The organism is Kordiimonas sp., assembly GCF_048260245.1.
Lineage (GTDB): Bacteria > Pseudomonadota > Alphaproteobacteria > Sphingomonadales > Kordiimonadaceae > Kordiimonas.
Genome location: NZ_JBLXGZ010000026.1, coordinates 16,444 through 41,146, shown reverse-complemented (window position 1 = coordinate 41,146; position 24,703 = coordinate 16,444). Strand labels below are relative to the sequence as shown.

The following is a 24,703-nucleotide window of genomic DNA, read 5'->3' as shown; positions in this document are numbered from 1 at the left end:
CTGTGTTATCACGCTTAGCGGTTCAACCTGTTCAGTAGAAACGCCCGCAATTTCCGCGCAGTCGTCTCAGTAATCGGCGCCAGCACTCCCCTGCTTGCGGCTGGAATATGGTCAAAGTTTTCTGATTTATTTTCAAAGACATAATGGTTGAAAATATCCTGCCAGATCCTCTTCTCATGCGCCGGCAGATCTCTGATGGTCAGCAAAGCATGTTGCAGTGCATTAAACGGCGGCCCCATATAGGCAGGCATATCCCGCCACCAATAATTGAGCAAAACATTAAACGCGCTCAGGCTTTCCACATGGTGCCACCACATGCCCGGAATAAAAATGGCATCTCCCGGCTCCAGTTCGGCCACTTGTGCCGCCTGCAAGGCCTTACGAAACTTCGGGAACCGCTCATAGTCCGGCGCGTGGAAATCAACAAGGCTGACAGCTTGTCCGGCAGGCGTCACATCAAGCGGTCCCACATAGAGGTTTTCAAGCTGCTCGGGCGGGAAAAGCGTGAACCGCCTGCGCCCCACCGCGACGCAGGCGATATTGTCAGGCATATCGTAATGCGCTGCGATACGGGCGCGAGTACCGATCCAGATACTGGCCAGCGGCGCCCTGCCGTCAAACTCAAGGTCATTTTCAGCCCGAAGGCCCGGCAGGCTGGTATCAATGGTAGTTGAAGCAATATATATTAGCGGCGGCTTGGCGTCATTTTCATGCTGGGCAATTTTCCCCAGAATGACATCAAGTTTAGCCCTGATCATCTCGAAGTTCGGGCCGGTAAGGTCAGCGTTATAAAACACGCGCCCGTTGGCAGACGGATCGCCAAGCGAGGCAGCCACGGTGGCACCTTCATAATGACTGAGCAGATAACGCCTTGCGGCATCGGCGCCATCAAGCCCTGCCGTCACCAGTGGCCATTTACGGACTAGCCCTCTCAAGACAAGCGGCTGCCGCGAAGACCATACCTCATCCGGTAGCGCGCTAGGATGCAGCCCTTCCATTTCCTTGATCTTGTTCTCGATGGCTAACACGATCTGGTTCTTTCGAAATCGCGGCTGGGTTCAGAGCCGGGCATTCTTGCGCATAATCAGGTCTCGCATATGCGACAATGAGGCCAATACCATATAGATGGCTTGCAAGTGGCCCTCTTTGTGGAGGGTGCTTAAAGTTGCTCCGTCCAGCACAGCAAGCTTATCTTCGTTAATGGTGTAAAACCCTGCGAGGCGGTTTTTGGAACCGTCATTAAGCTCCATGTCGAGGGTGAAGGATTCGAACAGGTCATGCTGCACAAGCGCCTGTACAAAGCGGCTGTTCTCCTGGTCCCCCTGATAGAGCGCTTCCAAGAGCCCCGCGACGTGATTGAGGTATGCCGTGTTGCCGCCATGCTCCAGGAAAACCGGCTCGCCCTCGGCCTCACTCACACGGGGGCTATCCATATCGACATGAATAACTGTATGGGCCTCATTGTCCGCGCTCTCAAAGCCAATAAGGAACGGCTGGCGCTCAATCGCTACCGGAATATACGCCGCGTCCCACCCATGCTCACCAAGGAACAGGTTCTCGCCTTGCTGAAGGCCCAGCATGGCAACGGGGTAATATTTTTCGCTGTCTGGATCTTTTTGGAAAAAGATAGGGTAGTGCGCCTGGACGTTGCGAAACTCAAACGGGAAAGTGAAAGCATACATCACGTTGTCGCCCAATTTGGCAGACCGGTCGGTGATGATCTTCAGGTCTTTGTGGTCGACATTGTTCAACAGAACATGATTGCTCATGGTTACTCCCCTCCCCGCACAGTGACACAGCTGGCGCTATTCCGTGTATACCTTAGAAGAAAAAAGCCGCTGTCTCCAACGGCTTTCTCCTGTTTTTTTGCACTTCTGGACTGAACCTAGAAGCTGTATCTGACACCAAGATTATAACGGGCGCCACCCTGCGTGACATATTGCACGTTATTGACGTGACGGCCATGCAGGCGCTGGGTAGAGTTGGTGATATTGATACCTTCAGCAAACACTGTCAGGCCTTCCATCACCTCGTAGCTCACGTTCACATCCCACTGGCCGTAGGCTTCAGTATATGACGGGTTGTTTGGTCCACCGGCCGTGGTCGTCGCATTCAGGAACTTGTCACGCCAGTTATAGGCAACACGCACCTGCAGGCCATTTTTATCATAAAACCCGATAAAGTTAGCACTATCGCTCAACCCCAGCAGCGCAAACTGCGTTACACTTGCCGGCAGCTCGTTGTTGAAGTCCACGTCACCGTTGACCATGGTGTAGTTGACCATGGCACCAAAGCCGCTGTCCCCAAAGGTATGTTGCAAGGCAAATTCCCAACCATTCAGCTTGGCTGATTTCTGGTTGATGGGCACGGTGATATCAAACGTTACTGTCGGGTCTTCACCTTCAACACCGTAGATGAAGCCGGTATAGTTACCGTTTGAATCCACACCTGTAACTTCAACTGTATTTGGATCAGCGTTTTCAAAGATCCAGTTGCGAATTGCCGTCAGGTCAGCATCGGAACCAAGCGCAGCAACGGCGGCTTGATAGCGCGCCCCACCATATGGGTGTGGCAAGCCAAATGGTGTAGCTTCAATTTCGGAAACGCCGATGAAATTGTCTACATCCTTATGGAACCAGCCGACGGAGAAATAACTCGCGTCGTCATAGTACCACTCAGCAGAGAAATCGAGGTTCTTGGATTCAAATGGCAACAGCCCAGGATCACCCTGATTACCTGTCCCTCCGTCAACCCGGAAGATATCACCCACGGTCTGGCCACCCTGGATATCAGCATATCCCGGGCGAGTAATCGTCTCGCTGTAGCTCGCGCGGAAAATCACATTATCCACGACCTCGACATCGAAGTCGATTGCCGGGAGCCAATGCTCGTAGTCGCCTTCAAGTTCGGTGAAGTCCTGATCGGATGAGAATATCACGCCAAACTCATTGGTACCGCCCCAGTTCGTACCGATCGCAATCGGCACAAGCGCCTGCGAGGCAACGTCGGTTTTCTCATAGCGCATGCCAAAAGTAATATGGGCTGGACGCTCCGCAATCTCAAAGTCGGTGTTGGCTTGCAGATACGCGCTGATACTTTCTTCCGTGGTGCGGCGGTCAGTCGAATACGTATCCGTTGCACACTGCCCGGTGCCACCACATGCGCCGTAAAGGTCGTCAATGATGCCTGCCATACGCTCAAAGTCCCAGAGGAACATTTCATTGAGCAGAGCCGGGTTATCGCTGCCGTCAAGCTGGTCGAACTTGTCGGCAATTGTTGTCAGCTCAAAAATATCGTCCGGAATATCGGACGCCGGACCTGCACCACCCCATGTATCACGTTGCACATTCGAATAGGCCGAACGCACTTTGTTTTCGGTATAGGATACACCAAAATCAACGCTGGTGATCAGGTTGGTATCAAAATCGTACGAGCCACGAAGTTGTGCTTGTTTGATTTCGGTACGCATGTAGCTGTTCCGGAAACTTGAGCCCGTCGACGTACGTGCCGACGGGTCGATACCCGTTACGCCCGGCGCAAAATCAATCGAGAGAACCGGAAATTCATTTGTGTAATCAATGGATTGAGCCGCGACGATGAAACTCGCTGTACCAATCACGGCGTTGGTGCCAAATGGACTATCTGAACCTGATTCCGCGCTGGAGCTATGCGCATCCAATTCAAGTGTCAGGCGGTCGGTCGGTTCCCATTCGATGTTAAAACCGATGGAATTGTTCTCGTTCTTCACCGCGAACATGCCCCCGCCCATAGCCAGGTCGGTTGGCGTACCAAAGCTTTCAGAATAGAAGACAGGGCCAGCCGTTGGGCCGTCAGTCCACTCACTGCTCGTGTTGCCGAAGTCAAACCACACAGCAAGGTCATTCCGGGTTGTCGCGACAGTATGCTCTGAATAGGTATAGTCGAATGTGGCAGTCAGGTTATCAACCGGCCGGTACTGGAGGGTCAGTTGGCCATTGATCCGCTCGCGGTCAATGTCGTTGAGGCTATAGTTCAGGTTTTGCTGAACAGCATAGACATCATCAGGCCCCGGCCGGTTGATTACGTTGATATCTGCTTCCGTGCCCCCGTCAGGGATCTGCGGCAGGGTACCCCAATCATTCTGGGACCCAAGATAAGCACCGCGCCACCCATCAGGCACGCTCGCCTGATTAAAGGACGCCTTGCGTTTCTGGTAGCTGCCTGAAAGCGCGACACCAATTTTGTCATCAGCAAACGTGTTGCTGTATATGCCTGAAAATTCTGGCGTAATCGGGTTTCCGTCATTGCGGGACGTATCGTAAACCGCTTTTGCCCCCACACTTGCGTGCATACCCGGGTCATTGAGCGGCCGTGTAGTCTGAATATTGATCGTCGCGCCAATACCGCCAGTTGGCACAGACGCGCGCCCGGTTTTATACACCTGAACACCCGCCACACCTTCAGAGGCCAAGTTGGCAAAATCAAATGAACGGGATGCGGATGCACCGGTCGCCTCGATCGAGGAAACTGGCATCTGGCGACCATTCAGGGTCACGAGGTTAAAGTCCGGGCCAAACCCCCGCACCGTTACCTTACTACCCTCACCATTTTGGCGGTCAATGGATACACCAGTAATACGCTGCAGCGATTCAGCCAGGTTTGTGTCGGGGAATTTCCCCATATCCTCGGCGGAAATAGCATCCACCACACCACGGCTGTCACGCTTGACATCCATCGCGCGCTGCAAGCTGCCACGGATACCCGTGACAACGATTTCCTCAAATTCATCAACATTTCCAGCGTCACTGCTTTGTTGGGCAGTGACGGCTGATGCGGACACCATGGCCAGAATGAGCGACATCGTGCTCGCCACAGGGCCATAGCATAAACTTCTCGGTTTCATGTACCTTCCCCTACTCTAATGTGCATTTCCCCAACGGCCGTCGCCCTTCTTCCCATGGGCAATGACAGCGCTGTCTGTTACCTGATAGCAATATCGGCTATATATGTCCATATTTTTCTGACAGCGCTGTCACATTAAGGTCAGAATTATTCTGTACACTTACTCTGCAATTCGGAAAAAAACGCCTGTCAACTGCTGGTGACGTCACCAAGGCCTCATTATCCGGCCCTTACAAAAAATCGCGCTGTACACCGTGCAACGCGACCATTAATTTCCGCATTTCAGAAGCTAAAACTACAACGACGCCACAACCTGATGATCGTCGGTCGGCACCTGCCACGGCAAGTGGTTCTCCTCCAATATCACCATATTTTTTGTGGTAATCACATCTGGAACCGCCGAGTAACCGAGCAGCTCTGCTGTGCTGGCCTCCGGGTGGCGCGCCAAAACCAAGACCTCCTCAGAGGAAAAGTTGGTTAACCCACGAGCAAGTTCACAGCCGCCTTCATCGTAAACATGCAGTATGTCACCCTTATGAAAGCTGCCATGGATTGAAACGATATCAGTATGAGATATCGCCGACTCTCCCTTACGCAGCCGATCTGCTGCGGCCTGTGTCAGAATTAGGCTGCCGGCCACCTGCAGACGGTTGGTCAGCCAGACTTTCCATGCTGATGCAGGCGTACCCATAGCGACACATGTGGTATGGCGCCTCTCACCCTCAAGGACCGAAAGCAAAGGACGCTCAATCACGCCTTCTGCTATGATGGTGCTACACCCCGCATGCTGCGCCATGTTGGCTGCCTGCAATTTTGTCAGCATACCACCACTGCCAAGAACGCTGGTACCAACTGTCGCGGAGAGATACTCGCTCACATCTTCGAGTTTTTCGATGAATTGCGCGCCAGGCTCCGACGGGGGCCTGTCATAAAGCCCATCCACACTTGTCAGCAACACGAGATGGTCTGCCTGTATCATCTGGGCCACTTTCGCAGCCAAGCGGTCGTTGTCACCGACACGCAGCTCCTCTGTCGTGAGCGTATCGTTTTCGTTCACAATCGGCATAATACCGTTCTCAAAGAGTCGCTCGATGGTGTTTTTGGCGTTGATAAAACGACGACGCTCTTCCATATCGCCAATCGTCACCAGAATTTGGGCTATATCAAAACCGAATTCATGGGCAACCTGCTTGTAAGCGTTGAGCAGCAACAATTGTCCACACGCCGCAGCTGCCTGCTTGTCGAGCAGACCGGCATCCTCAGGCGTTTTGCCAACAGCATTTAGACCAAGCGCCACCGCACCGGAAGACATAAGCACGACATCGTAACCCTGCTCTTTTAACTTCGCGATATCGCTCAAAAGGCCATGCATGAACGCATACCTGAGCGTGAGCTGCTGGCTGTGTGCCAGCAAACTTGATCCAATTTTTACAACAATACGCTTTTGGCTACTCACCAGTCGCCTCCTTTGTGGTTCGCTGGTACACCCTTCTTGGGCTTACTCTTACGGCGCAATAATATTACTTTGACCTCAATTAATTTCAAGGCCTTAATTCATGACCATTCGGTGAAAACAGGCTAAAGAATATGAAGGATAAGCTTATATTTCAATTATTTGTGCCAAAAATTAGGCAAGGATGATGTTTTATCTCCATGCCCCAATAAATTCATATTTCATTTGTATTCTAAATATTGCTGACTATATACCCTCAAATCATAGAAACTTAAACTGTTGTCCCCCGAGGCGCAGGGTCACAAACAGTGACAAAGACCGAAAAAAAGGAGTGAAAACGTATGAAAGTGTTGCTGATCGGCTGCGGGAAAATGGGCGGTGCAATGCTGCGGAGATGGGTAGACAACACCAACCACGCCTTCACGGTCGTGGACCCTTTTGCTAACGACCTGCCGGACAGTGTCTCGCTTGTCCGTGACGCAGGGGAGCTTGGCGAGCAATGCTTCGAAATCATTATCGTTGCCGTCAAGCCGCAGATGGTTGCCGATGTATTGCCTGCCTATCAGAAGCATATTACCGGTGGGGGCTGCGCTGTATCCATTGCGGCGGGATGCAGTATGGCTCGCATAAGTGGGCTGCTTGGCGACGTCGCAACAGTACGGGTAATGCCCAACTTGCCAGCACTTATTGGGCGCGGCGCAACGGGCTTGTATGCAGGTGATAGCTGCACCGCTCAGCACCGGGAACAGGTCACCACGCTTATCGACAGTGTCGGCAAGAGTTTCTGGGTGAATTCCGAAGACGAGCTAGACCGCCTGACCGCCATATCCGGTAGCGGCCCCGGCTACGTTTTCCAGTTCCTTCATAGTTATATTTCAGCGGCTCGAGAACTTGGTTTCACCGAGGAAACTGCCCGGGCCCTCGTGCTTCAGACCGTCAGTGGCGCTGCCAAAATGGCCGAACAGTCAGATCAGTCAATGGAGGAACTGCGAAACTCTGTAACCAGTAAAAACGGCACCACGGAAGCGGGACTCAATGTCCTTAATGCGAACGGTACCCTGGATGAGTTGCTGAAGCATACGACGGACGCTGCATACAAGCGCGCCATTGAACTGCAATAATCACACATAGAACCAAAGGAGTTCTTAAATGACCGTCATGTCTGACGAGATCAAGGATTACGTATACAAACTCGCGGCCGACGCTGAAGTCGCAGCGCGGCAACTTGCAACTGCCAGCACGAAACAAAAGAATGATGCCCTACGGGCCGCTGCTACCGCTTTAAGGGATCGCACAAAAGATATTCTGGCCGCCAATGTAAAAGACATCGACAAAGCGCGGAACGACGGAAAAAACGGCGCGTTTCTCGACAGGTTAATGCTGGATGAGAGCCGCATTGCTGCCGTCGCAGACGCGGTGGAAAGTATCGCCGAGTTACCTGACCCTGTTGGCAGGAGCCTTGCCACCTTCGACCGGCCAAACGGGCTGAAAATTGAGCGGGTTGCCGTTCCCATTGGGGTCATCGGCATGGTGTTTGAAAGCCGGCCGAACGTGGGGGCTGACGCTGGCGCCCTGTGCCTCAAATCTGGTAATGCCGTTATATTGCGGGGTGGCTCGGAGAGTTATCACTCCACGCTGGAGATTGTCGCCTGCATGAGGGCTGGCCTCCGCGCTGCAGGCTTGCCTGAAGGCGTGATACAGGTCGTTGATACAACAGATCGTGCCGCCGTCCGGCACCTGCTCAAATGCTCGGAGCATGTGGACCTTATTATCCCCCGGGGCGGCAAGGGACTGGTGAAACTGGTCATTGATGAAGCCGCAGTACCTACCCTGCAGCACCTGGATGGTAACTGCCATACCTATGTGCACCGCGCTGCCAATATCGAAAAAGCTGTTTCGCTTATACGGAATGCGAAGCTACGCCGCACCGGTGTCTGCGGCGCGACCGAAAGCATCGTAATAGACGCGGATATCGCTCAGGGCCTGCTGCCCCAACTGGTATCTGCAATGCCGGACTGTGAATTCCGCGGCGATGAAACCGCGCAAAGCCAGGACCAAAGAATTGTTGCAGCAAGCGAAGACGACTGGGGCACCGAATACCTTGATGCCATCCTGTCCGTCAAAGTGGTGAAAGACATCGGTGAAGCGATCACCTTCATCTCCAAACATTCTTCTGCACACACAGATGCAATTGTCACTGAAGATGCTGCCGCAGCAGCAACATTCCTTAACACAATCGATTCCGCTGTTGTCATGCATAACGCTTCGACACAGTTTTCAGACGGCGGAGAATTCGGAATGGGCGCCGAGATCGGTATTGCGACAGGTAAAATTCATGCGCGCGGCCCTGTCGGACTCGAGCAACTGACCACCTTCAAGTATAAGGTAATGGGAGACGGACAAACGCGGCCCTAGCCTCTTGTAGCATTGTTTTTAAGCCCTGCCCTTTTAGGGTGGGGCTTTTTTTGTCTTTACCCCGGTTCAAATCCACGCATTCTTGATCCGTCTTTCAGTACCCGACGTATACCTGTCATGGACAACGGGAATTGAAAGAAGCGACTTGATGCCGCCAGAAGCAAACGATACCCCTCAGGACCAGAGCGCAGCACCTCGGGATAAACCTCAAAGGGTCGCCGTGATCGGTAGCGGCATTGCCGGCCTGAGCGCTGCGTGGCTCTTATCAAAAAACCAAGACGTAACCCTGTTTGAAAAGTCAGGGTATATTGGCGGCCACGCCCACACGGTAGACATCACGCTGGAAGACAAAAAATTCCCTGTGGACACAGGTTTTATAGTTTTCAATCCAGTCAACTATCCCAATCTGACAGCGCTTTTTGAGCATCTTCAGGTTACTACAGACAAAACCGACATGTCTTTTGCAGTTTCGCTTGATGACGGTGCCTTCGAATATTCTGGTGGCGACGGCGGTGGATTGCTCGCCCAACCTAGTAACATCCTGAAACCCCGCTTTTGGGCCATGCTTCAGGGCATCGTCCGTTTCTACGGCAAGGCGGAACACTATTGTAGCGACCCATCTTTCACACACATGTCTTTGGGCGAATTATTGGCCACAGAAGGTTATCGATCTGCCTTTATCAGAGACCACTTGGCACCGATGGGAGCTGCGATCTGGTCAAGCAACAGTGCTGATATTTTGGATTATCCTGCAGCCGACTTCTTAAACTTTTTCCGTAACCACGGCTTGGTGCAGCTATCAAACAGGCCTGAATGGCGAACCGTACGCGGCGGCAGTCGTCAGTATATTCAGCGCCTGACCAGTAGTTTTAGGAACAACATTCGCGTCAATTGTGCTGTTCAAAGCGTTGCACGAACAAGTGATGGTGTCAGAGTTCTCACCTCGGACGGCAGGGCCGAAACCTATAATGAAGTCATTTTTGCCTGTCACTCTGATCAAGCTCTCCGCTTGATTGAAGAACCGGCGCCCGATCTCAGACATTCTCTGACGCACCTGGGTTACAGTGCCAACACCGTAGTTCTTCATACCGACGAGACACTCATGCCACAACGCAAGAAAGCATGGGCAAGTTGGAATTATATCGAACGCCGCATGCCAGACGCTGCGGGCCCCGCAGTGTCATACTGGATGAACCGGCTACAAAACTTACCGGTGCAAACACCGATAATCGTGACGCTGAATCCGGACAGGGAAATCAAACCGGAGAACATTCTGGGAGAATACGAATACGACCATCCGATCTTTGATCAGCAGGCAAGCATTGCAAGACGTCAGCTATGGCAGTTGCAAGGCCGTCACCACATGTGGTTCGCCGGAGCTTACCTTGGACACGGTTTTCATGAGGATGGTATACAGGCTGGCCTGACAATCGCTGAGTTGTTGGGCTCCTCACGACGCCCATGGTTTCGATCTGGACAAAACGAGAGGATTGGGCAAGACGATACCGCGTATCTACCCAGAAGGAACGCGGCATGACCTCCCTGACGAGATCAGCCCTCTACACGGGCCAAGTCTGGCACAAGCGCTTCACCGTCAAAAGACATGCGTTTCGCTATCCCATATTTTACGTCCTGCTCGACCTTGACGCCTTTGACGGTAATCTGTCTGTACCAAACGGCCTTAAACTCGACAGACACGGCCTTTGCTCGCTCTGGCAAAAACATTACGGAGGAGGTACAGAAACAGGGCTAAAAAACCATATCATAAGCCTCGTACGCTCAGCCGGCGCAAGCGTTCCGCCCCATAAAATCATGCTGCTGACAATGCCGCGCATCGTGGGATATACATTTAACCCTATCTCGATTTTTTATTGTTACGACCACGAACGAAACCTAAACGCCGTTGTTTATGAAGTGCACAATACATTTGGTGAAAAGCACTCGTATATCCACCTGCTTGCCGACGCCAACCTCGCGCCCCACACGGCGCCGAAAGAGCTGCATGTTTCACCTTTTTTCCCCGTATCAGGGCGCTACGAGTTCCGCCATCGTCCTCTGGATGAAACACTGGCCATTCTCATCACATATTTCTCCGATAATGGCGCCAAGCAACTCTCGGCGTCTCTCACCGGGAAGCGTATCGATCTGACATCCCGCAATCTGCGCCGCCTTCTCATCGGCGTGCCATTTGTCACGCTTAAAGTATCCTTTGCAATTCACTTTCAGGCGCTCAGGCTGTGGCTGAGAGGCGTGTCAGTCCACCCCAAGCCCCAGCCACCGTCAACCCGTTTAACTGCTGCGCATTCCAGCTCACGACAGAGCACAGGAGGATAATATCATGGACGGTAGCTTCCAAGCCTCACCGGCCCCTATCACCACGTTAACCAATGCCGAAAAAATACTCTCCATAGTCTTTGCTCGTCTCCAGACCGGCTCCCTTGAAGTTACCTTCCCCTCAGGCGCCAAGCGAACCTTCACAGGAACAGAACAACCTGACGCGGGCAGATGCTCAATGCATATTGTGAAATGGTCCGCGATTTCACGCATCATAAAGCGTGGGGCTATTGGCTTGGCTGAAGCGTTTATAGAAGGCGAATGGATAACTCCTGACCTGACAAAATTATTAAACCTGCTCGCAGTAAACATGAGCGCGCTGGAGCAGCGATCTACAGCTGCGCGGCTGTGGCAGCTTTTCGACAAAGTCGGCCATTTCCGCAACCGCAATACGCGGCTCGGCAGCCGCCGCAACATTTCCTTCCACTACGACCTCGGAAATGATTTTTATCAACTATGGCTAGACCCCAGCATGACCTATTCCGCCGCGCTGTTCACAGACAAGGACCTTGCACTTGAACAGGCCCAACGGCAAAAATATACCGCTTTGGCTGACGAACTGGGCCTTAAAAAAGGAGACCATGTCCTTGAGATTGGCTGCGGCTGGGGGGGCTTTGCTGAATACGCAGCTGGAGAATTGGGATGCCGGGTGACAGGCGTTACGTTGTCGCAGGAGCAACTCAAATATGCTGAAGCAAGAATTCTACGTGCGGGGCTAGCGTCCCTGGTTGATTTACAACTTTGTGATTATCGGGATATTGAGGGTCAATTTGATCATATAGTTTCTATTGAGATGCTCGAAGCTGTAGGCGAGAGCTACTGGGTCACCTATTTTGCAAAAGTCAAAAGCGCCCTGAAGCCCGGAGGTAAAGCAGGTATTCAGGTCATCACAATTGACGATCAACGCTTTGAGACCTATCGGCACCGCGTGGATTTTATCCAGAGGTATATTTTCCCCGGTGGCATGCTCCCTTCAGATTCTGTCCTGCGTGAAAAATATACCGAAGCCGGACTTCGGCTTTATCATCGCCGGAACTTCGGCCTCGATTACGCGAAAACCCTAAACCACTGGCATGTTAATTTCGAAGCAGCGACACAAAAGGTACTCGAACTGGGCTTCGACCAGCGTTTTCTTAGGCTATGGAAATACTACCTAAGCTATTGCGAGGCTGGCTTCCGCCAACGGACGATTGATGTCACGCACTATGTTCTTGGTTAAGCCGCGAAGACGGCTTCAGTTTGTCATCTACGGCCTGCCCGCCGCGGCGTTGTCATTTCCCTTGATACCTTTTGCGGTCTATCTCCCTGCGCACTACGCAGTTGAGTTGGGATTGGGCTTTATAGCCGTTGGCATCGCGCTGTTTGTGTCGCGCCTTCTGGATGTTGCGAGCGACCCTTTAGCCGGCTGGCTCAGTGACTGGACATTAAACCGCTTCGGTAGCCGCAAACCCTGGATATTGGCCGGATCACTGCTTGCAGCGATCGCACTGCACCGTTTGTGTCTACCCGAAACTGCACCATCCGCGCTATATCTGGGCGTGTGGTCGAGCTTACTCTATGTCGGCTGGACGTTTATCATGGTGCCCTACCATGCATTGGGCAGCGATATATCCAGCAGCACTACTGACAACACCACAATCGCAGGCTACCGCGAAATGTTCTCTCTCATGGGGATGCTTGCAGCCCTATCCCTTCCCCTGTTTGTCGACATCAGCCCCCTTAAGATCATCCCTGGCATCATTGTGCCAGCCGGCGCTATTCTTCTGATTTTCATGATGATATATGTTCGTGAACCGACGCAAGCCGCCCACCCCATGCACACAGGCAAATCTACAATAATTGCACAATTTAAAACCGTGTTGCAGAACCCCTCGGTGAAGCGGTTATGTTCCGTCTGGTTCCTGGCCTCCGTCGCCAGTGCAATTCCCGCCGCTCTTTTCCCGCTGTATGTGGACGCTGTACTCGGCGGTGATAGCGACGTCCGAAACCTGTCGATTATTATTTACTTCGGCGCAGCAGTTGCGTCCATGCCAATATGGTCAGCGGTTACGAGATACAAATCTAAGGCGTCCGTCATGGCTTTTGGTATGACTGTCGCATGTATAGCATTCCCAGCCGCTCTTTTTGTCGGCGAAGGTGATCAACACGCTTTTTATGGCATCTGTATCGTCACAGGCTTCGCTCTTGGTGCAGAAATACTGCTGGCCCCCGCCATTCTTGCCGACTTGATATCACCCGGTAAAGATACACAGACCCCCAGTGTTGCCGCCACGCACTTTGCGCTCTGGGGCATTGTCACCAAAGTGGCATTTGCCGTCGCTATTGCTGTCTCTTTCAGCCTGATGGAGTTGATATCGACCTCCCATTGGTTATCTGCCGATTTGGGAATAGCGATGCTTTACGCCGCCCTGCCAATTGCCTTTAAAGCGCCCTCCGTTGGCCTATTGCGAAGCCTTGCCTCACCTGACAGCAAAGACTGATCCACCAGCCCGCCAGGACCGTAAGACAGATACAATAAACAGGAAAGGGCGGCGGCATGACATGGTCGAAAATATTATTATTTTTTTGTACCTTAACACTTTCCGCCTGCGGCGTGAGTATGAAGGAAGAAGATTTTCGGGCCACACAGCCAATACTTGTGCTTGAGGAATATTTTAAAGGGGAAACCACAGCATACGGTTTCTTCGAAGACAGGTTCGGCAATATACGTAACCAGTTCAAGGTGGATATTACCGGCACCTGGGACGGTACGACGCTGATCCTGGATGAAAACTTCATCTATAATGATGGCAGTACCGAATTCCGCCGTTGGGATATCACCAAAACAGGTGAAAATACTTACACAGGCACGACTGAAAACGCGATAGGAGAGGCGAGCGGACGAACATCCGGCAACAGCTTTCACTGGAAGTATAAGTTTAACCTCAATGTTGGTGACAGTATCTGGAAGGTTAAGTTCGATGACTGGATGTTCCTGCAGGGCCAAGAAAATCTATTGAACAAAGCCACCGTCTACCGGTGGGGCCTTAAAATCGGTACAGTCTTCATTGCTTTCAACAAAACTGAGGAAGACTTTGTGCCCCAACCCCATGAAACAGCCTCACCGCAAAATTAACGAGCCTGTGAATGCCAACCCGGCCTGGTCAGTTTGCTGAAATAGGCCGGTGTGTGCGATCAGTATAGTTCGCGCCAACATCAACAACCCACCCCTACGGCTTTCTTCAACCACGAAGGCAGGTCCCACCGCTATATTGATGCAAAAGGAGGTCAGGGGTTGCATAACAACTTCCTTACCACCTTACTTGCGCACGTAATCCATAGCTTCTGCCGTGGGCGTCCACGTCGCCGTGTGTATCAAAGTCGACAGCATTTACCATCAGTCTTATGGCATCGGTCATGTACCAGTTCAGCCCAAGCGTAACCGTGTCACCGGTACTTCCCTGCGACATTCCCGCAAGGTCCAGGTGGCTGAACCGGACACCAAGCTCAAAAGCCCCAAGGCCGCCCTCCCCTACTGTGGTCCGCGGATGTACTTGAGTGAAAGCCCCGGCCGCAGGATTATATGGTCGGCTTTCGCCCGTCAGAAAATAACTGGCCTGCGCATACGCTGCCCAAAAGGTTTCCCCCACAGTCGCACTTGCAGCACCGGGTGATACATACATGCGCGCAAGCTCGCCCTGCAGACTGAGAGGCCCCAGCGTCGTGGCCATTTCTGCGTTCACATAGGTATAGTTGCTGGCGACAACAACCCCGCTCTGAAAGGGTTGAAAACTGTCATGATGTAGTTCGGGCCGACTGGCGAATGAGACGCTATCGTCATCTTCATTGCGGTAGTATCCCGCGACGCCAATATGAAGGAGTTTTCCTTTTTCCTTATCATATATCGGCGCATATGTGGCGCGCGCATTCACGCCCCAACCGTCCTTACCATCTTCACCCACATTGGCACTGCCGAACATTACACCATATTGTACGCTCCACCTCGCACCCGAACTCAAGGCCGAAACGCCGATCTTACCACCCGCACCCGCATCGAAAGTTGTCGCTGCAATGCTGCGTTCAATGAAGGTAACGTCAAGATCGCTTGTAGCCGCATTGAGGCCATGATGAACTTTATGAAAGCCGATGCTGATTGCTGTGCCAGCAAAACCGTTATAGCGCAAAAAAGTATCATCAAGCCTGACTTGATCACCCGGCGCAAAATCTGCCTCGATCTGATACGAAAAGTCACCGGGCAATGTACCTTGCGCGCCCAATCTGGCTCTCCGCAAGCCGGTACCGTCACGATAGCTTCTGCCGTCTTCGCTATCATAAACCACCCCGTCAACCTGCATCCTGCCGCGTGGAGTGACAGAAAAACCTGTTGTTTGACGAGGCATTATAGCCGCTGCAGCAGCGACAGCTTCTGATGTCATATTAACGCGTTCGTACTTTTGCTCAGCGGGCAGCGGCGCCATAGCATGAAGGCTGTCTAGCCTCGCTTTAAGGGCCGCTATCTCACGGGCCTGTTCTTTAACAAGCGCAAGAATCTCGCGCATCTCGGGGTCCTGCTGCGCACTCGCGGAGGCTGTAACACAGCCCGCCGCCAGCACAACAATCATAGGTTTGAGCGCAGACCGGGTACGCTGAACGTACCACACGCCATGCCCCATAGCCAAAACCATCAGACTATCCCGAGATCAGCAGCTGTTCGGTCAAGGCTTTCAAGCAGGATAGCAATCAGTTCGTCGATTTCATCCTTTGTAATAATGAGCGGTGGGCTGGCGACCATGGATTGCCCGACGGCCCGCATGATCAAACCGCCATCAAGACAGTGATCCCGGCACTTCATGGCGACATTCTGGTCCGCATTGAAGAGTGCGCGCGTTTGCTTGTCTTTCACCAACTGCACACCTGCGAGTAATCCCGCACCACGAACTTCGCCAACTAACCGATGCTCTGCGACGACATCCTCAAGACGCTGACGGAAATAGGGTGCGGTCTCGTTATGCACTTTTTCAATCAGCCCCTCATCCTTGATCAACTGGATATTGGCGAGGGCGACCGCACAAGATACCGGATGGCCGGAATAGGTATAACCGTGCGAGAAGACACCACCGCGCTGCAATGTTTTGTGCATCCTTGCGCTATAAGCAACCGCTGCAATAGGGAGATATCCTGAAGACAAGCCCTTCGCCATTGGCATCAGATCAGGCTCAATACCGTAAGCCTCTGAGCCGAACCAGTGGCCCAGGCGTCCGAAACCACAAATCACCTCATCGGCAACCAAAAGGATGTCATACTTCCGGCAAATACGCTGAATTTCAGGCCAGTAGGTTTTAGGTGGATCAATGACACCGCCAGCCCCTTGCACCGGCTCGGCGACAAAAGCGGCGATATTGCCCGCCCCCAACTCTAGAATCTTGTCTTCAAGGGCCTGAGCAGCTTTGACGCCAAACTCCTCCTCGCCCAAATCGCCGCCAAGCGCATACCAGTGGGGATGCATCACATGTTCGAAGCCTGGCAACAGGGATTTACCCATATCGTGCATATTCTGCATACCGCCCAAGCTGGTCGCGGCCACGGTACTGCCGTGATAACCCAAGGTACGGCCAATGAATATATGCTTTTCAGGCTTGCCTTCGACCTCCCAGAAATGGCGAACCATACGAATGACGGTATCGTTCGCCTCAGAGCCCGAATTAGTGAAAAAGAAATGGTTAAGGTCGCCCGGCGTCAGTTCTGCTAAAACGCGTGACAGCTCAATCTGTGGCGGGGTCGCGCTTTGGAAAAAGACATTATAATATGCCAGTTCCTGCATCTGGCGATGCGATGCATCGATCAATTCCTGCCTGCCGTACCCCACATTGACACACCATAGCCCTGCCATACCGTCAAGAATCTTGCGACCATCCGAATCCCATACATGAGAACCTTGTGCTCGCGTCACAACAAGCGGGGCTTTACTGTCAAAGTATTTGGGATCGGTAAATGGGTGCAGGTGATGAGCTACATCAATCGCCTGCCAATCCTTGGTATTACGGGTTATGCTTGGCATAAGTCACTCCACATTTTTCTTTTCACCAAGCTCCCGGCCGGGTCATGGTGCTTCCCTCCATTGTCGCGGCCAAGGCCCTTCTCCAGACTGGTGCCGCAACAGCTATAATTCATGACTAAAAAAGATGCGCATCAAACGGAAGGTGCGAAGGGTGTACAATCCGGTGACCATCGCGCACCTGTCAGGCATAATGCCGCTTACCGGCCGACAAGGCGCAAATTCTGGCGCATAAGCGCAGCTATATGCTGAGCTCCTGGGTTTTCCTGTGCTGACAAACCTTCCACGATCGACCGCATGTCCTTCTCTTCTTTTTCCTGATTGAGGCGTGCAACCCCCTCGATCGCATCAACTTCAAGGTAAAAGGCGGCAACCATGGGTCCGTAGCGATCGACCTGCGCTTGTGTGAGCATGTCCATCGACCAGGGTTCATCGTCGTCTCCGGCCGAGGCAAGCGACTCCATATGATCCACAGTAAGGCGTAAAATATTGAGCTTTTCAGCAGGATCGTCGACCGGCACCAGCCGGCCTCGGGCTTGTACAGAGACATAACTGAAAGTGGGTGCGGTAACGTTTTGGCAAAACCACCGCGGCGAGATGTAAGCGCCTGGACTTGAAAACACAGCCATCGCCGACGCATTTTCCTGAATGGCAACCACCTGGGCGTTGCGCGCGGCCATATGGCCTGCAAGCCGAAGCTTCTCATGCTTTTTTTTTGGTGCAGCGTAAAAAGGAACAAAGGTACTGAAAAGCGCTCCCTTGTGACCACTCACAAGTTGCCCCACGGGATTAGCCGCAATGTAAGCTGCAAGCGCATCGGGGTTGGAAAATTCGTAATGCGCTGGCACGAACATCTGTTCGCCCACGTTATCCCAAGTTCGCGCCAGATTGTGTTGCGCTGGAGGCGTTCCCCCCGGCGCGGTCGAGCGTGACTGTTTTTCTTTTTTCTCTTTCATGGAAAGCCCTCATCCTGACATATACCCTCAGCATGATAAGAAGTTGTCCATGTGATGGGAGCCGCCAACCGCGCGCCATGCGGTGATATCAGCGCACCGGCCTGCCTCCGGCTACTGAAATGCCCAGGCTTCGCTCCAGTCAACGCCGTTATAGTCTGGCAACTCCCAATAGAAACGCGTTCTGGGCCGCGCCGCACTTATCACCTCATCCATAGTAACCGGATTATACAGACGGCCACCAATAACCGTGTACCTCACACTGTCCGTATTGCGAATATCGTCCAGGGGATTACCATCAAGTACGATAAGATCAGCAAGTTTGCCCGGTTCAAGGCTACCAATTTGACCATCCAACCCCAACGTTCGGGCTCCGTTGATCGTCGCAGCTCTCAATATGCGGTCATTTTTCATGCCCCCAGTGGCCATCAGCAACATCTCCCAATGCACAGCTAGCCCCTGGATTTGTGAATGGGAACCTACATTGATGGTCGCACCAGCTTGGTCTGCGCGAGCAACCGAGCGGGCAACAGCTTTGAAACCCACATCCCACAATTCCTCTGCGACACGTAGCCCGGTCATCCCGCGCACATGAGGTGGCGCCGAATAAGGCACTCCCAGCGCGCTGTAACTGCTTGTTACCTGTGGTACGTATGTCTGAATACGGGGGTCTTCCCAGGCCCTTGTTTGCCCATAAAGGAAATTTTCCCCCATAAACTCGCCAAAGGTTGCAATAATTGTCGGTGTATTAGCGGTATTTCCGGCTGCAAGCAGCTGAATCACGTCATCATACAGCGTTGCAACAGGAAAATTATGTTCAAGGGCAGTGTGTCCATCGAGAATAGCGCTGGTGTTATTATAGAAATGGCTTTCGCCTTCAAGGTCAACCATCACGCCTGCTTCATAACCTGCGCGCACCAGCATCTGCCGCTGAGAACGCATAGGCTGACGATAGCTTTTGATTATCCTGCCGCCGAGCATTCGTTTGCGCGCCATCAGCCTCTCGGCATCCTCAAGGTCACGGATTGGTTCGTAAACAGGGTCGCCTTTGCCAGGGCGGCCGTACACCACGCTGCCTACGCTGATCGTACGGGGGCCCGACATCATACCAGCATCTCGCATTTCACTCATGGCATAGCTAGGCAACTCAGTTGCATATGGATCATAGTTAGTCGTAACCCCGAATGCCAGTGAGGCGTAATGACTGGGTTGTTTCTCCGGCATCAAACCAACTGAACTATAATAACAGTCCTCCAGATGCCCATGCATGTTCACAAGGCCCGGCATCACTGTTTTACCAGAAACATCCACGACCGTCGCGGTGGACGGAATGGCAACATCGCTTCCCACGGCTTTGATAAGGTTTCCTTCGATAAGCACCGTACCATTCTGGACTACTTCGTCACCGTGCATGGTGATGATACGGCCGCCCGTCAACGCAATTTGTCCCGTCGGGTGAGCCGCAGGTCGCTCGGCTACAAGCGTTTGTTTGACCTCACCAGTATTGTCTCCCGACACCGCTGCGCTGTAACGGGACTGCCCCAATACCCAGTGAAGGCTGCTGGAATCTGCAGCCCATGTAATGTCATATCCGCTCAAGATGGTGAGCTTGCGTGCTCCGTCAGCACGGGACGAAATTACGACAGGAGATCCGGTTTCATGATACGGCATCACATAATATTGTCGGTCCTCTTTAAAGGCGATCCAGTTGAGGTCGGGGCTAATCGATACCTCCAGGCGGTCGGAGCCATGGGCCACCGCATGCACTCGCCGCTCTAAGCCTTTGCGGCTCACGCTCACCAATTGGGTGACCTGACCATGGTCCCCCCACTCGCTAATGGTAAAGTACACACGGCTACCATCAGGCGAAAATCTCGCGGCCTCACCCTCTTTACTCACGAGTTCAGTGCTGCCCTCCTTCAAAGCCAGTGCATATATCCCGACCGGAACGCCATATCCGCCCATACACTTGTTACCAGCCTCAATACGGTACAGAAGAGTATTTGTGTCAGGCGAAAATACTGGTTCACGCACGACACCGCGCGTTTGCAGCAATGTGACGACACTACCATCAGCTTGCCGAATTTTCAGTCGACTGCCTTCTTCATCTCGCCAATGCACATATGCCAACGTTTTGTTGTCATTTGCTACCGCAGGCTCAAACTCAAGGCCTTCGTCGGAGCTGACCCGACTAGCGCGCTCTGCCGCATGGTCTTGCTGCCATAGCTGCCCCATGGCATGAAATATTGCGCTCTGGCCATCCACAGTCACCGCTAGCTGACGAATTGCCTTTGCCCTGACAATTTCCGGAGCAAGCGCATAACCTTTGCGCGGCGCGGCGCCAAGCTTGTGCTCCGCTGAAGCAAGAAACGGTATCACCGCTGCCTTGCCGGTTTTCATATCAATCTTTTGTATTTTGCCTCCGGCCCATATGGCCACGTGTCTATTATCGGGAAACCAGCCATACTGGGGGTAAAAAGTACCTTGGGCGATAAACTCAGCCTGCAGGTCTCGATCTAAACCATCAAAAATAGGCGTTTGCTTTTTATCCGCCTCATCAAACCGGAAAAGGACGGTTTTATCTTTAACCCTACGAATAAAGGCAACGTGGCGGCCATCCGGACTTACTTTTGGCGTCAATGCCCCACCAAAGCCGGCAATTAACGTGATGGTCTCACCACTGGTCATATCCTTGCGGCGCACGCCATAATTGGCGTGATTGGCATCCACATGCACATAAGACTTATACGGCTCACCAATTTGTTCGGTGTAATAAAGGAAGCGACCATCCGGGGAGAAATCCGCCTCCTGAACATTTTGTCGCGGGCCGGGCGAAGCGACAACCTCTATCCCCTTGCCTCCCGCCGCGTGATAGAGACGCAAGGAAGCCGTATGAATATCTTCAAAAAGGGCCGAATGCTGTGTGGCGATAATATAGTCACCTCCCGGCCCCCATTCAGGGCCAGATAGAACATCACCCCCTTCGAACGTAACTTGGGAAATATGCGCCCCGTCCGGTGAAATGGTCCACACGTTATCGCTGCCACTGCGATCACTCAGGATAAGGATACGCTCGCCTTTTTTGTCAAACCGCGGCATACGGTCAAGTGCCGGACCACCTGACAAGAGCCTCGCCCTTCCGCCGCTCGACGGCATTGTGTAAATATCGCCCAAGAGATCAAACACAATTGTTTCACCGTCAGGGCTGACATCCACGCTCATCCACGTCCCTTCATCGACAGTAATCGTCTGGGTCGTATGAGGTGTACCCATGTCGGAAACGTCCCATTCTGTGGCCTCCGAGGACAATGCGGGGAATAGTGCGGCTGCGCAAAGGCACCCTATGAGTTTACGTGTCATTCTTATTGCCCCGCCCATGCTTCGTTCCAGTCGATACCGTGATAGTCGGGCAACTCCCAATAAAACTTGGTACGCGGGCGGTCATAATTACCAATTTCATTCATGCTTGCGCTGTCATACAGCCGACCACCAATCATCGTGAAACGCACACTATTAGTGTTTTGAATATCTTCCAGGGGGTCCATGTCCAAAACGATTATGTCGGCTAGCTTACCCGCCTCAAGGGAACCCAGTTTATCGCCAAGTCCAAGCGTCAAGGCGCCGTTGATCGTCGCGGTGCGTAAGATACGATGGTTGTCCATCCCGCCCTGCGCCATCGACCACATCTCCCAATGAAGCGCCAATCCATAGACCTGTCCATGGGAGCCGGCATTGATCAATACACCAGCATCGTCCAGTTTTTTTGTCGATCGACTGACCGCCCGGAAGCCTATGTCATAAATTTCGTCAACTGCGTGCAAGCCCGTCATGTTTCGTACATGTACGGGCGCGCTATACGGTGTTTCAGTAGGGCTATAACCGCTTGTCGCCTCCTGCACAAAAGACTGGATCTTTTGTTCCTCCCAGGCACGCATGGTCTGATACAGAAAGTTTTCCCCCATAATTTCGCCAAACGTAACGTTCAGAGTAGGCGTATTCGCCACTTCTCCATGCGCCATCAACTGGATTATATCATCATAATATGTCGCGACTGGAATATTATGTTCCAGCGCCATATGGCCATCCAGAATCTGACTGATATTATAATAGAAATGGCTTTCACCCTCGGCGTCCACCATAATTCCGGCTTCGCGTCCCGCCTTGACCAATTGCTGTCGTACGCGTCGCTTCGGCTGCTTGTAACTTTTGATCACCCTGCCGCCAAGCGCCCGTTTGCGTTGCATGGTTGCCAGCGCATCCTCGTAACTATCTATGGGTACGAAGGTGTTGTCACCTTTGCCGGGACGGCCGTATATCACACGGCCAGTTGTAACAAAACGTGGGCCAACAAGTATCCCCGCCTGCTGCATCTCCGTGGCCGCGTAAGCGGATAGTTCAGAGGTATAGGGGTCATAATTGCTCGTGACACCAAAGGCCGCCGCCGCGTAATGGCTGGAGTGTTTTTGCGGCATAAGCCCACCGTAATAACAGCAATCAATATGGCCATGCATGTCAATTAGGCCAGGCATGACGGTCTTGCCAGTGGTGTCCACAACAAAAGCATCTGCCGGAATAGCGATATCCGCCTTGGCGCCAACAGCCTTAATAACACCCCCTTCTACAACTACCGTACCCGCTTCAAGCACCGTGTTGCCTGCCATCGTGATGACCTGCCCCCCGGTAAAGGCAACGACGCCCTCAGGTTTATCCGCCTTTGCCACGAGTTTGAGGCGCGCATAGGATTCCGGGATACCCTCATCCTGCGGCGTCGTTTGGTAGAGTTGATCGCCGAGTGTCCAGTAGAGATGCTTGGTATTTGCGCTCCAGCCAATATTATATCCACTGTTCGCGGTCAGTTTGCGGACGGGTAACCCCGCGCCCATTGATTTTACATCCAGCGGCTTACCCGTTTCAAGATACGGCATCACGTAATATTGCTGGTTTTCCTTGAAAGCCAGCCAACGCGCGTCGGGGCTCAACGTCAATTCCGAACGGTCGGCTGTTTCAGCGCGGGCATGTTCCCGCAAGTCATAACCGCCTGGCGTCACGCTGTAGAGAACGCTATCGTAGCCGTCCTTCGCGGTATAATAGACCCGTCTATCGTCGCTTGAAAACTGCGGCGCGGTAGCCGCGCCGCCGATACGCTTCGGGGTAGCGCCAGGTCTGGCATCCACGACAAAAAGCCCTGCACGCGTCCGGTAGCCGCCGAGCGCCTTGTTACCGTCATCTGTGACGAACAATAAACGCTTACCGTCCCGGGAAAATGCCGGACTTCGGAGCGCACCGCTGCTGACAGCCACGGTTTTGGAGCGGCGACCTTCGGTACTCATGACCTTGAGAGTCCCGCCTTTCTCGTCTTCCCATGTAACATAAGCGATATATTTTCCGTCGGCAGACCAAGTAGGCTCGAACTCGAACGCGGTGTCATCGGTCAGCCTGCGCGGCAAACCGTCAGGCAGGCTCTTTTTATATAGATAGCCGAGTGCATGGAATATTGCTTCCCTGCCGTCTGGCGACACCTTAAAAGACTGAGCACTACGTACCGTTAGCACCTCCGGTTCAACCTCCGGTGCAAAACGTGGGCTGTGGGTGATCCGGTGTGTAGCTTTCGCGCGAAACGGAATCGGCTCAGCATCGCCTGTCATTACATCTACCCGGTAGAGCTTACCCTTACCCCAGATCGCAATACTCTTCTCATCCGGAAACCAGCCAAATTTGGGAAAATAAACGCCCTGCAGATAGAAATCAGCCTGCTGATCCCGATCAAGCGCGTCGTAAACCGGCCGCTGGATGCCCGTTTCCAGATCGTAGGTAAACAACACAGTTTTATCTTTCACCCGGCGCACGAATGCAACATAGCGACCACTAGGGGAAACCTGTGGTGCCAACGCGCCCCCAAACCCCGCCACCAATTGCTGCGTCTCGCCGGAGGCAAGGTCACGCTGCATGATTGCATAGTTTACATGGTTGGCATCTACATAGATGTGATGATTAACGAGCCGCTGTGTATAATAGAGAAACCGGCCATTGGGTGAGAGTTCCGGCTCCTGTACATCGCGGCCATTGGACGGGACATCAACCACCGTTCTTCCCTGACCACCCGCAACGTGATATATGCGCAGCGTTGAGCGCTTCTGGTCAGAATAGGCCCCCCCCACCACCGCAGCGATCACATAGTTACCGTCCGCGCTCCAGGCTGGATTGGCGATCAGGTTGTCTGTTTCATCGGTAATTTGGCGCCTTCCCCCACCTTCTGCGTCCATCATCCAGACATTATCCACGCCACCGGTGTCACTTATATAGAGAATTTTCTTGCCATCGGGGCTGAAGCTCGGCGTACGATCCACGGCAGGGCCAGAGGTCAGGGCGACCGCATCACCGCCAACGGCGGGAAGCAGGTACAAATCCCCAAGAAGGTCAAAAACTATTGTCTGCCCATCCGGACTGACATCCAGACTCATCCATGTCCCCTCATTCAGGATGAAGGTCGCATCAACATATGGTTGTCCAGTATCGGTAATATCCCAATTATCTGAAGCAGCAACCGGGTGCCCCGGCCAGCACCAATAAGCGACAGCGAGTGCACATAGTGCTTTCCCGCAACCCGTTATAAGGCCTGTCATCCTTTTCCCC

The 24,703-nt window shown here is 52.9% G+C and carries 16 protein-coding genes; 7 read left to right on the top strand and 9 right to left on the bottom strand.

The features are described 5' to 3' along the window. Positions 1-14: 14 nt before the first annotated feature. From ACN0VM_RS13045 to proB, 4 genes are all read right to left on the bottom strand, one after another. Entirely contained in the window at positions 15-1,028 is a 1,014-nt protein-coding gene (locus ACN0VM_RS13045; protein WP_417451326.1) for a cupin-like domain-containing protein, read from the bottom strand. 30 nt (positions 1,029-1,058) lie between these two features. Continuing rightward, positions 1,059-1,769: a SapC family protein gene (locus tag ACN0VM_RS13040; RefSeq protein ID WP_417451325.1), complete on the bottom strand. Its 711-nt coding sequence runs from the start codon at positions 1,767-1,769 to the stop codon at positions 1,059-1,061. 116 nt (positions 1,770-1,885) lie between these two features. Next, the gene (locus tag ACN0VM_RS13035) at positions 1,886-4,840 is read right to left on the bottom strand and encodes a TonB-dependent receptor (protein ID WP_417451338.1); all 2,955 of its coding nucleotides are present in this window, start codon (positions 4,838-4,840) and stop codon (positions 1,886-1,888) included. 336 nt (positions 4,841-5,176) lie between these two features. Then, positions 5,177-6,337, bottom strand: a complete 1,161-nt coding sequence (gene proB, locus ACN0VM_RS13030; protein WP_417451324.1) for a glutamate 5-kinase — start codon at positions 6,335-6,337, stop codon at positions 5,177-5,179. 338 nt (positions 6,338-6,675) lie between these two features. On the opposite strand from proB, the gene proC reads away from it, so the two are divergent. The 7 genes from proC (at position 6,676) to ACN0VM_RS12995 (ending at position 14,198) form a co-directional block, all read left to right on the top strand. Continuing rightward, positions 6,676-7,455: a pyrroline-5-carboxylate reductase gene (gene proC, locus ACN0VM_RS13025; RefSeq protein WP_417451323.1), complete on the top strand. Its 780-nt coding sequence runs from the start codon at positions 6,676-6,678 to the stop codon at positions 7,453-7,455. A gap of 37 nt (positions 7,456-7,492) precedes the next feature. Further along, on the top strand, positions 7,493-8,749 hold the full coding sequence (locus tag ACN0VM_RS13020; protein ID WP_417451337.1) for a glutamate-5-semialdehyde dehydrogenase: 1,257 nt from the start codon (positions 7,493-7,495) through the stop codon (positions 8,747-8,749). 220 nt (positions 8,750-8,969) lie between these two features. Further along, positions 8,970-10,286, top strand: a complete 1,317-nt coding sequence (locus tag ACN0VM_RS13015) for an NAD(P)/FAD-dependent oxidoreductase (protein ID WP_417451322.1) — start codon at positions 8,970-8,972, stop codon at positions 10,284-10,286. Then, a complete protein-coding gene (locus ACN0VM_RS13010) occupies positions 10,283-11,083 on the top strand; it encodes a DUF1365 domain-containing protein (RefSeq protein WP_417451321.1) in 801 nt (266 codons plus the stop codon). Before ACN0VM_RS13015 ends, ACN0VM_RS13010 begins: the two co-directional genes overlap by 4 nt. Before the next feature lie 4 nt (positions 11,084-11,087). Next, positions 11,088-12,302 carry a class I SAM-dependent methyltransferase gene (locus ACN0VM_RS13005; protein WP_417451320.1) on the top strand — a complete coding sequence of 405 codons (1,215 nt, stop codon included), beginning with the start codon at positions 11,088-11,090 and terminating at the stop codon, positions 12,300-12,302. Then, positions 12,277-13,563, top strand: coding sequence for an MFS transporter (locus tag ACN0VM_RS13000; RefSeq protein WP_417451319.1), 1,287 nt, complete (start codon positions 12,277-12,279; stop codon positions 13,561-13,563). The genes ACN0VM_RS13005 and ACN0VM_RS13000 overlap by 26 nt, the downstream gene beginning before the upstream one ends. A 56-nt stretch (positions 13,564-13,619) precedes the next feature. Next, positions 13,620-14,198 (top strand): DUF3833 domain-containing protein, encoded by a 579-nt coding sequence (locus ACN0VM_RS12995; RefSeq protein ID WP_417451318.1) that lies wholly within the window; start codon positions 13,620-13,622, stop codon positions 14,196-14,198. Positions 14,199-14,373: 175 nt separating this feature from the next. Here ACN0VM_RS12995 and ACN0VM_RS12990 read toward each other — a convergent pair whose 3' ends face one another. The 5 genes from ACN0VM_RS12990 to ACN0VM_RS12970 form a co-directional block, all read right to left on the bottom strand. Continuing rightward, positions 14,374-15,747: an OprO/OprP family phosphate-selective porin gene (locus ACN0VM_RS12990; RefSeq protein WP_417451317.1), complete on the bottom strand. Its 1,374-nt coding sequence runs from the start codon at positions 15,745-15,747 to the stop codon at positions 14,374-14,376. Continuing rightward, the gene (locus tag ACN0VM_RS12985) at positions 15,747-17,120 is read right to left on the bottom strand and encodes an aspartate aminotransferase family protein (protein WP_417451316.1); all 1,374 of its coding nucleotides are present in this window, start codon (positions 17,118-17,120) and stop codon (positions 15,747-15,749) included. Before ACN0VM_RS12985 ends, ACN0VM_RS12990 begins: the two co-directional genes overlap by 1 nt. A 197-nt stretch (positions 17,121-17,317) precedes the next feature. Continuing rightward, complete coding sequence (locus tag ACN0VM_RS12980) at positions 17,318-18,073, bottom strand: FMN-binding negative transcriptional regulator (protein ID WP_417451315.1); 756 nt, start codon at positions 18,071-18,073, stop codon at positions 17,318-17,320. Between the two features lie 111 nt (positions 18,074-18,184). After that, entirely contained in the window at positions 18,185-21,430 is a 3,246-nt protein-coding gene (locus tag ACN0VM_RS12975; protein WP_417451314.1) for an amidohydrolase family protein, read from the bottom strand. A gap of 2 nt (positions 21,431-21,432) precedes the next feature. Beyond that, positions 21,433-24,693, bottom strand: a complete 3,261-nt coding sequence (locus ACN0VM_RS12970; protein ID WP_417451313.1) for an amidohydrolase family protein — start codon at positions 24,691-24,693, stop codon at positions 21,433-21,435. Positions 24,694-24,703 lie beyond the last annotated feature (10 nt).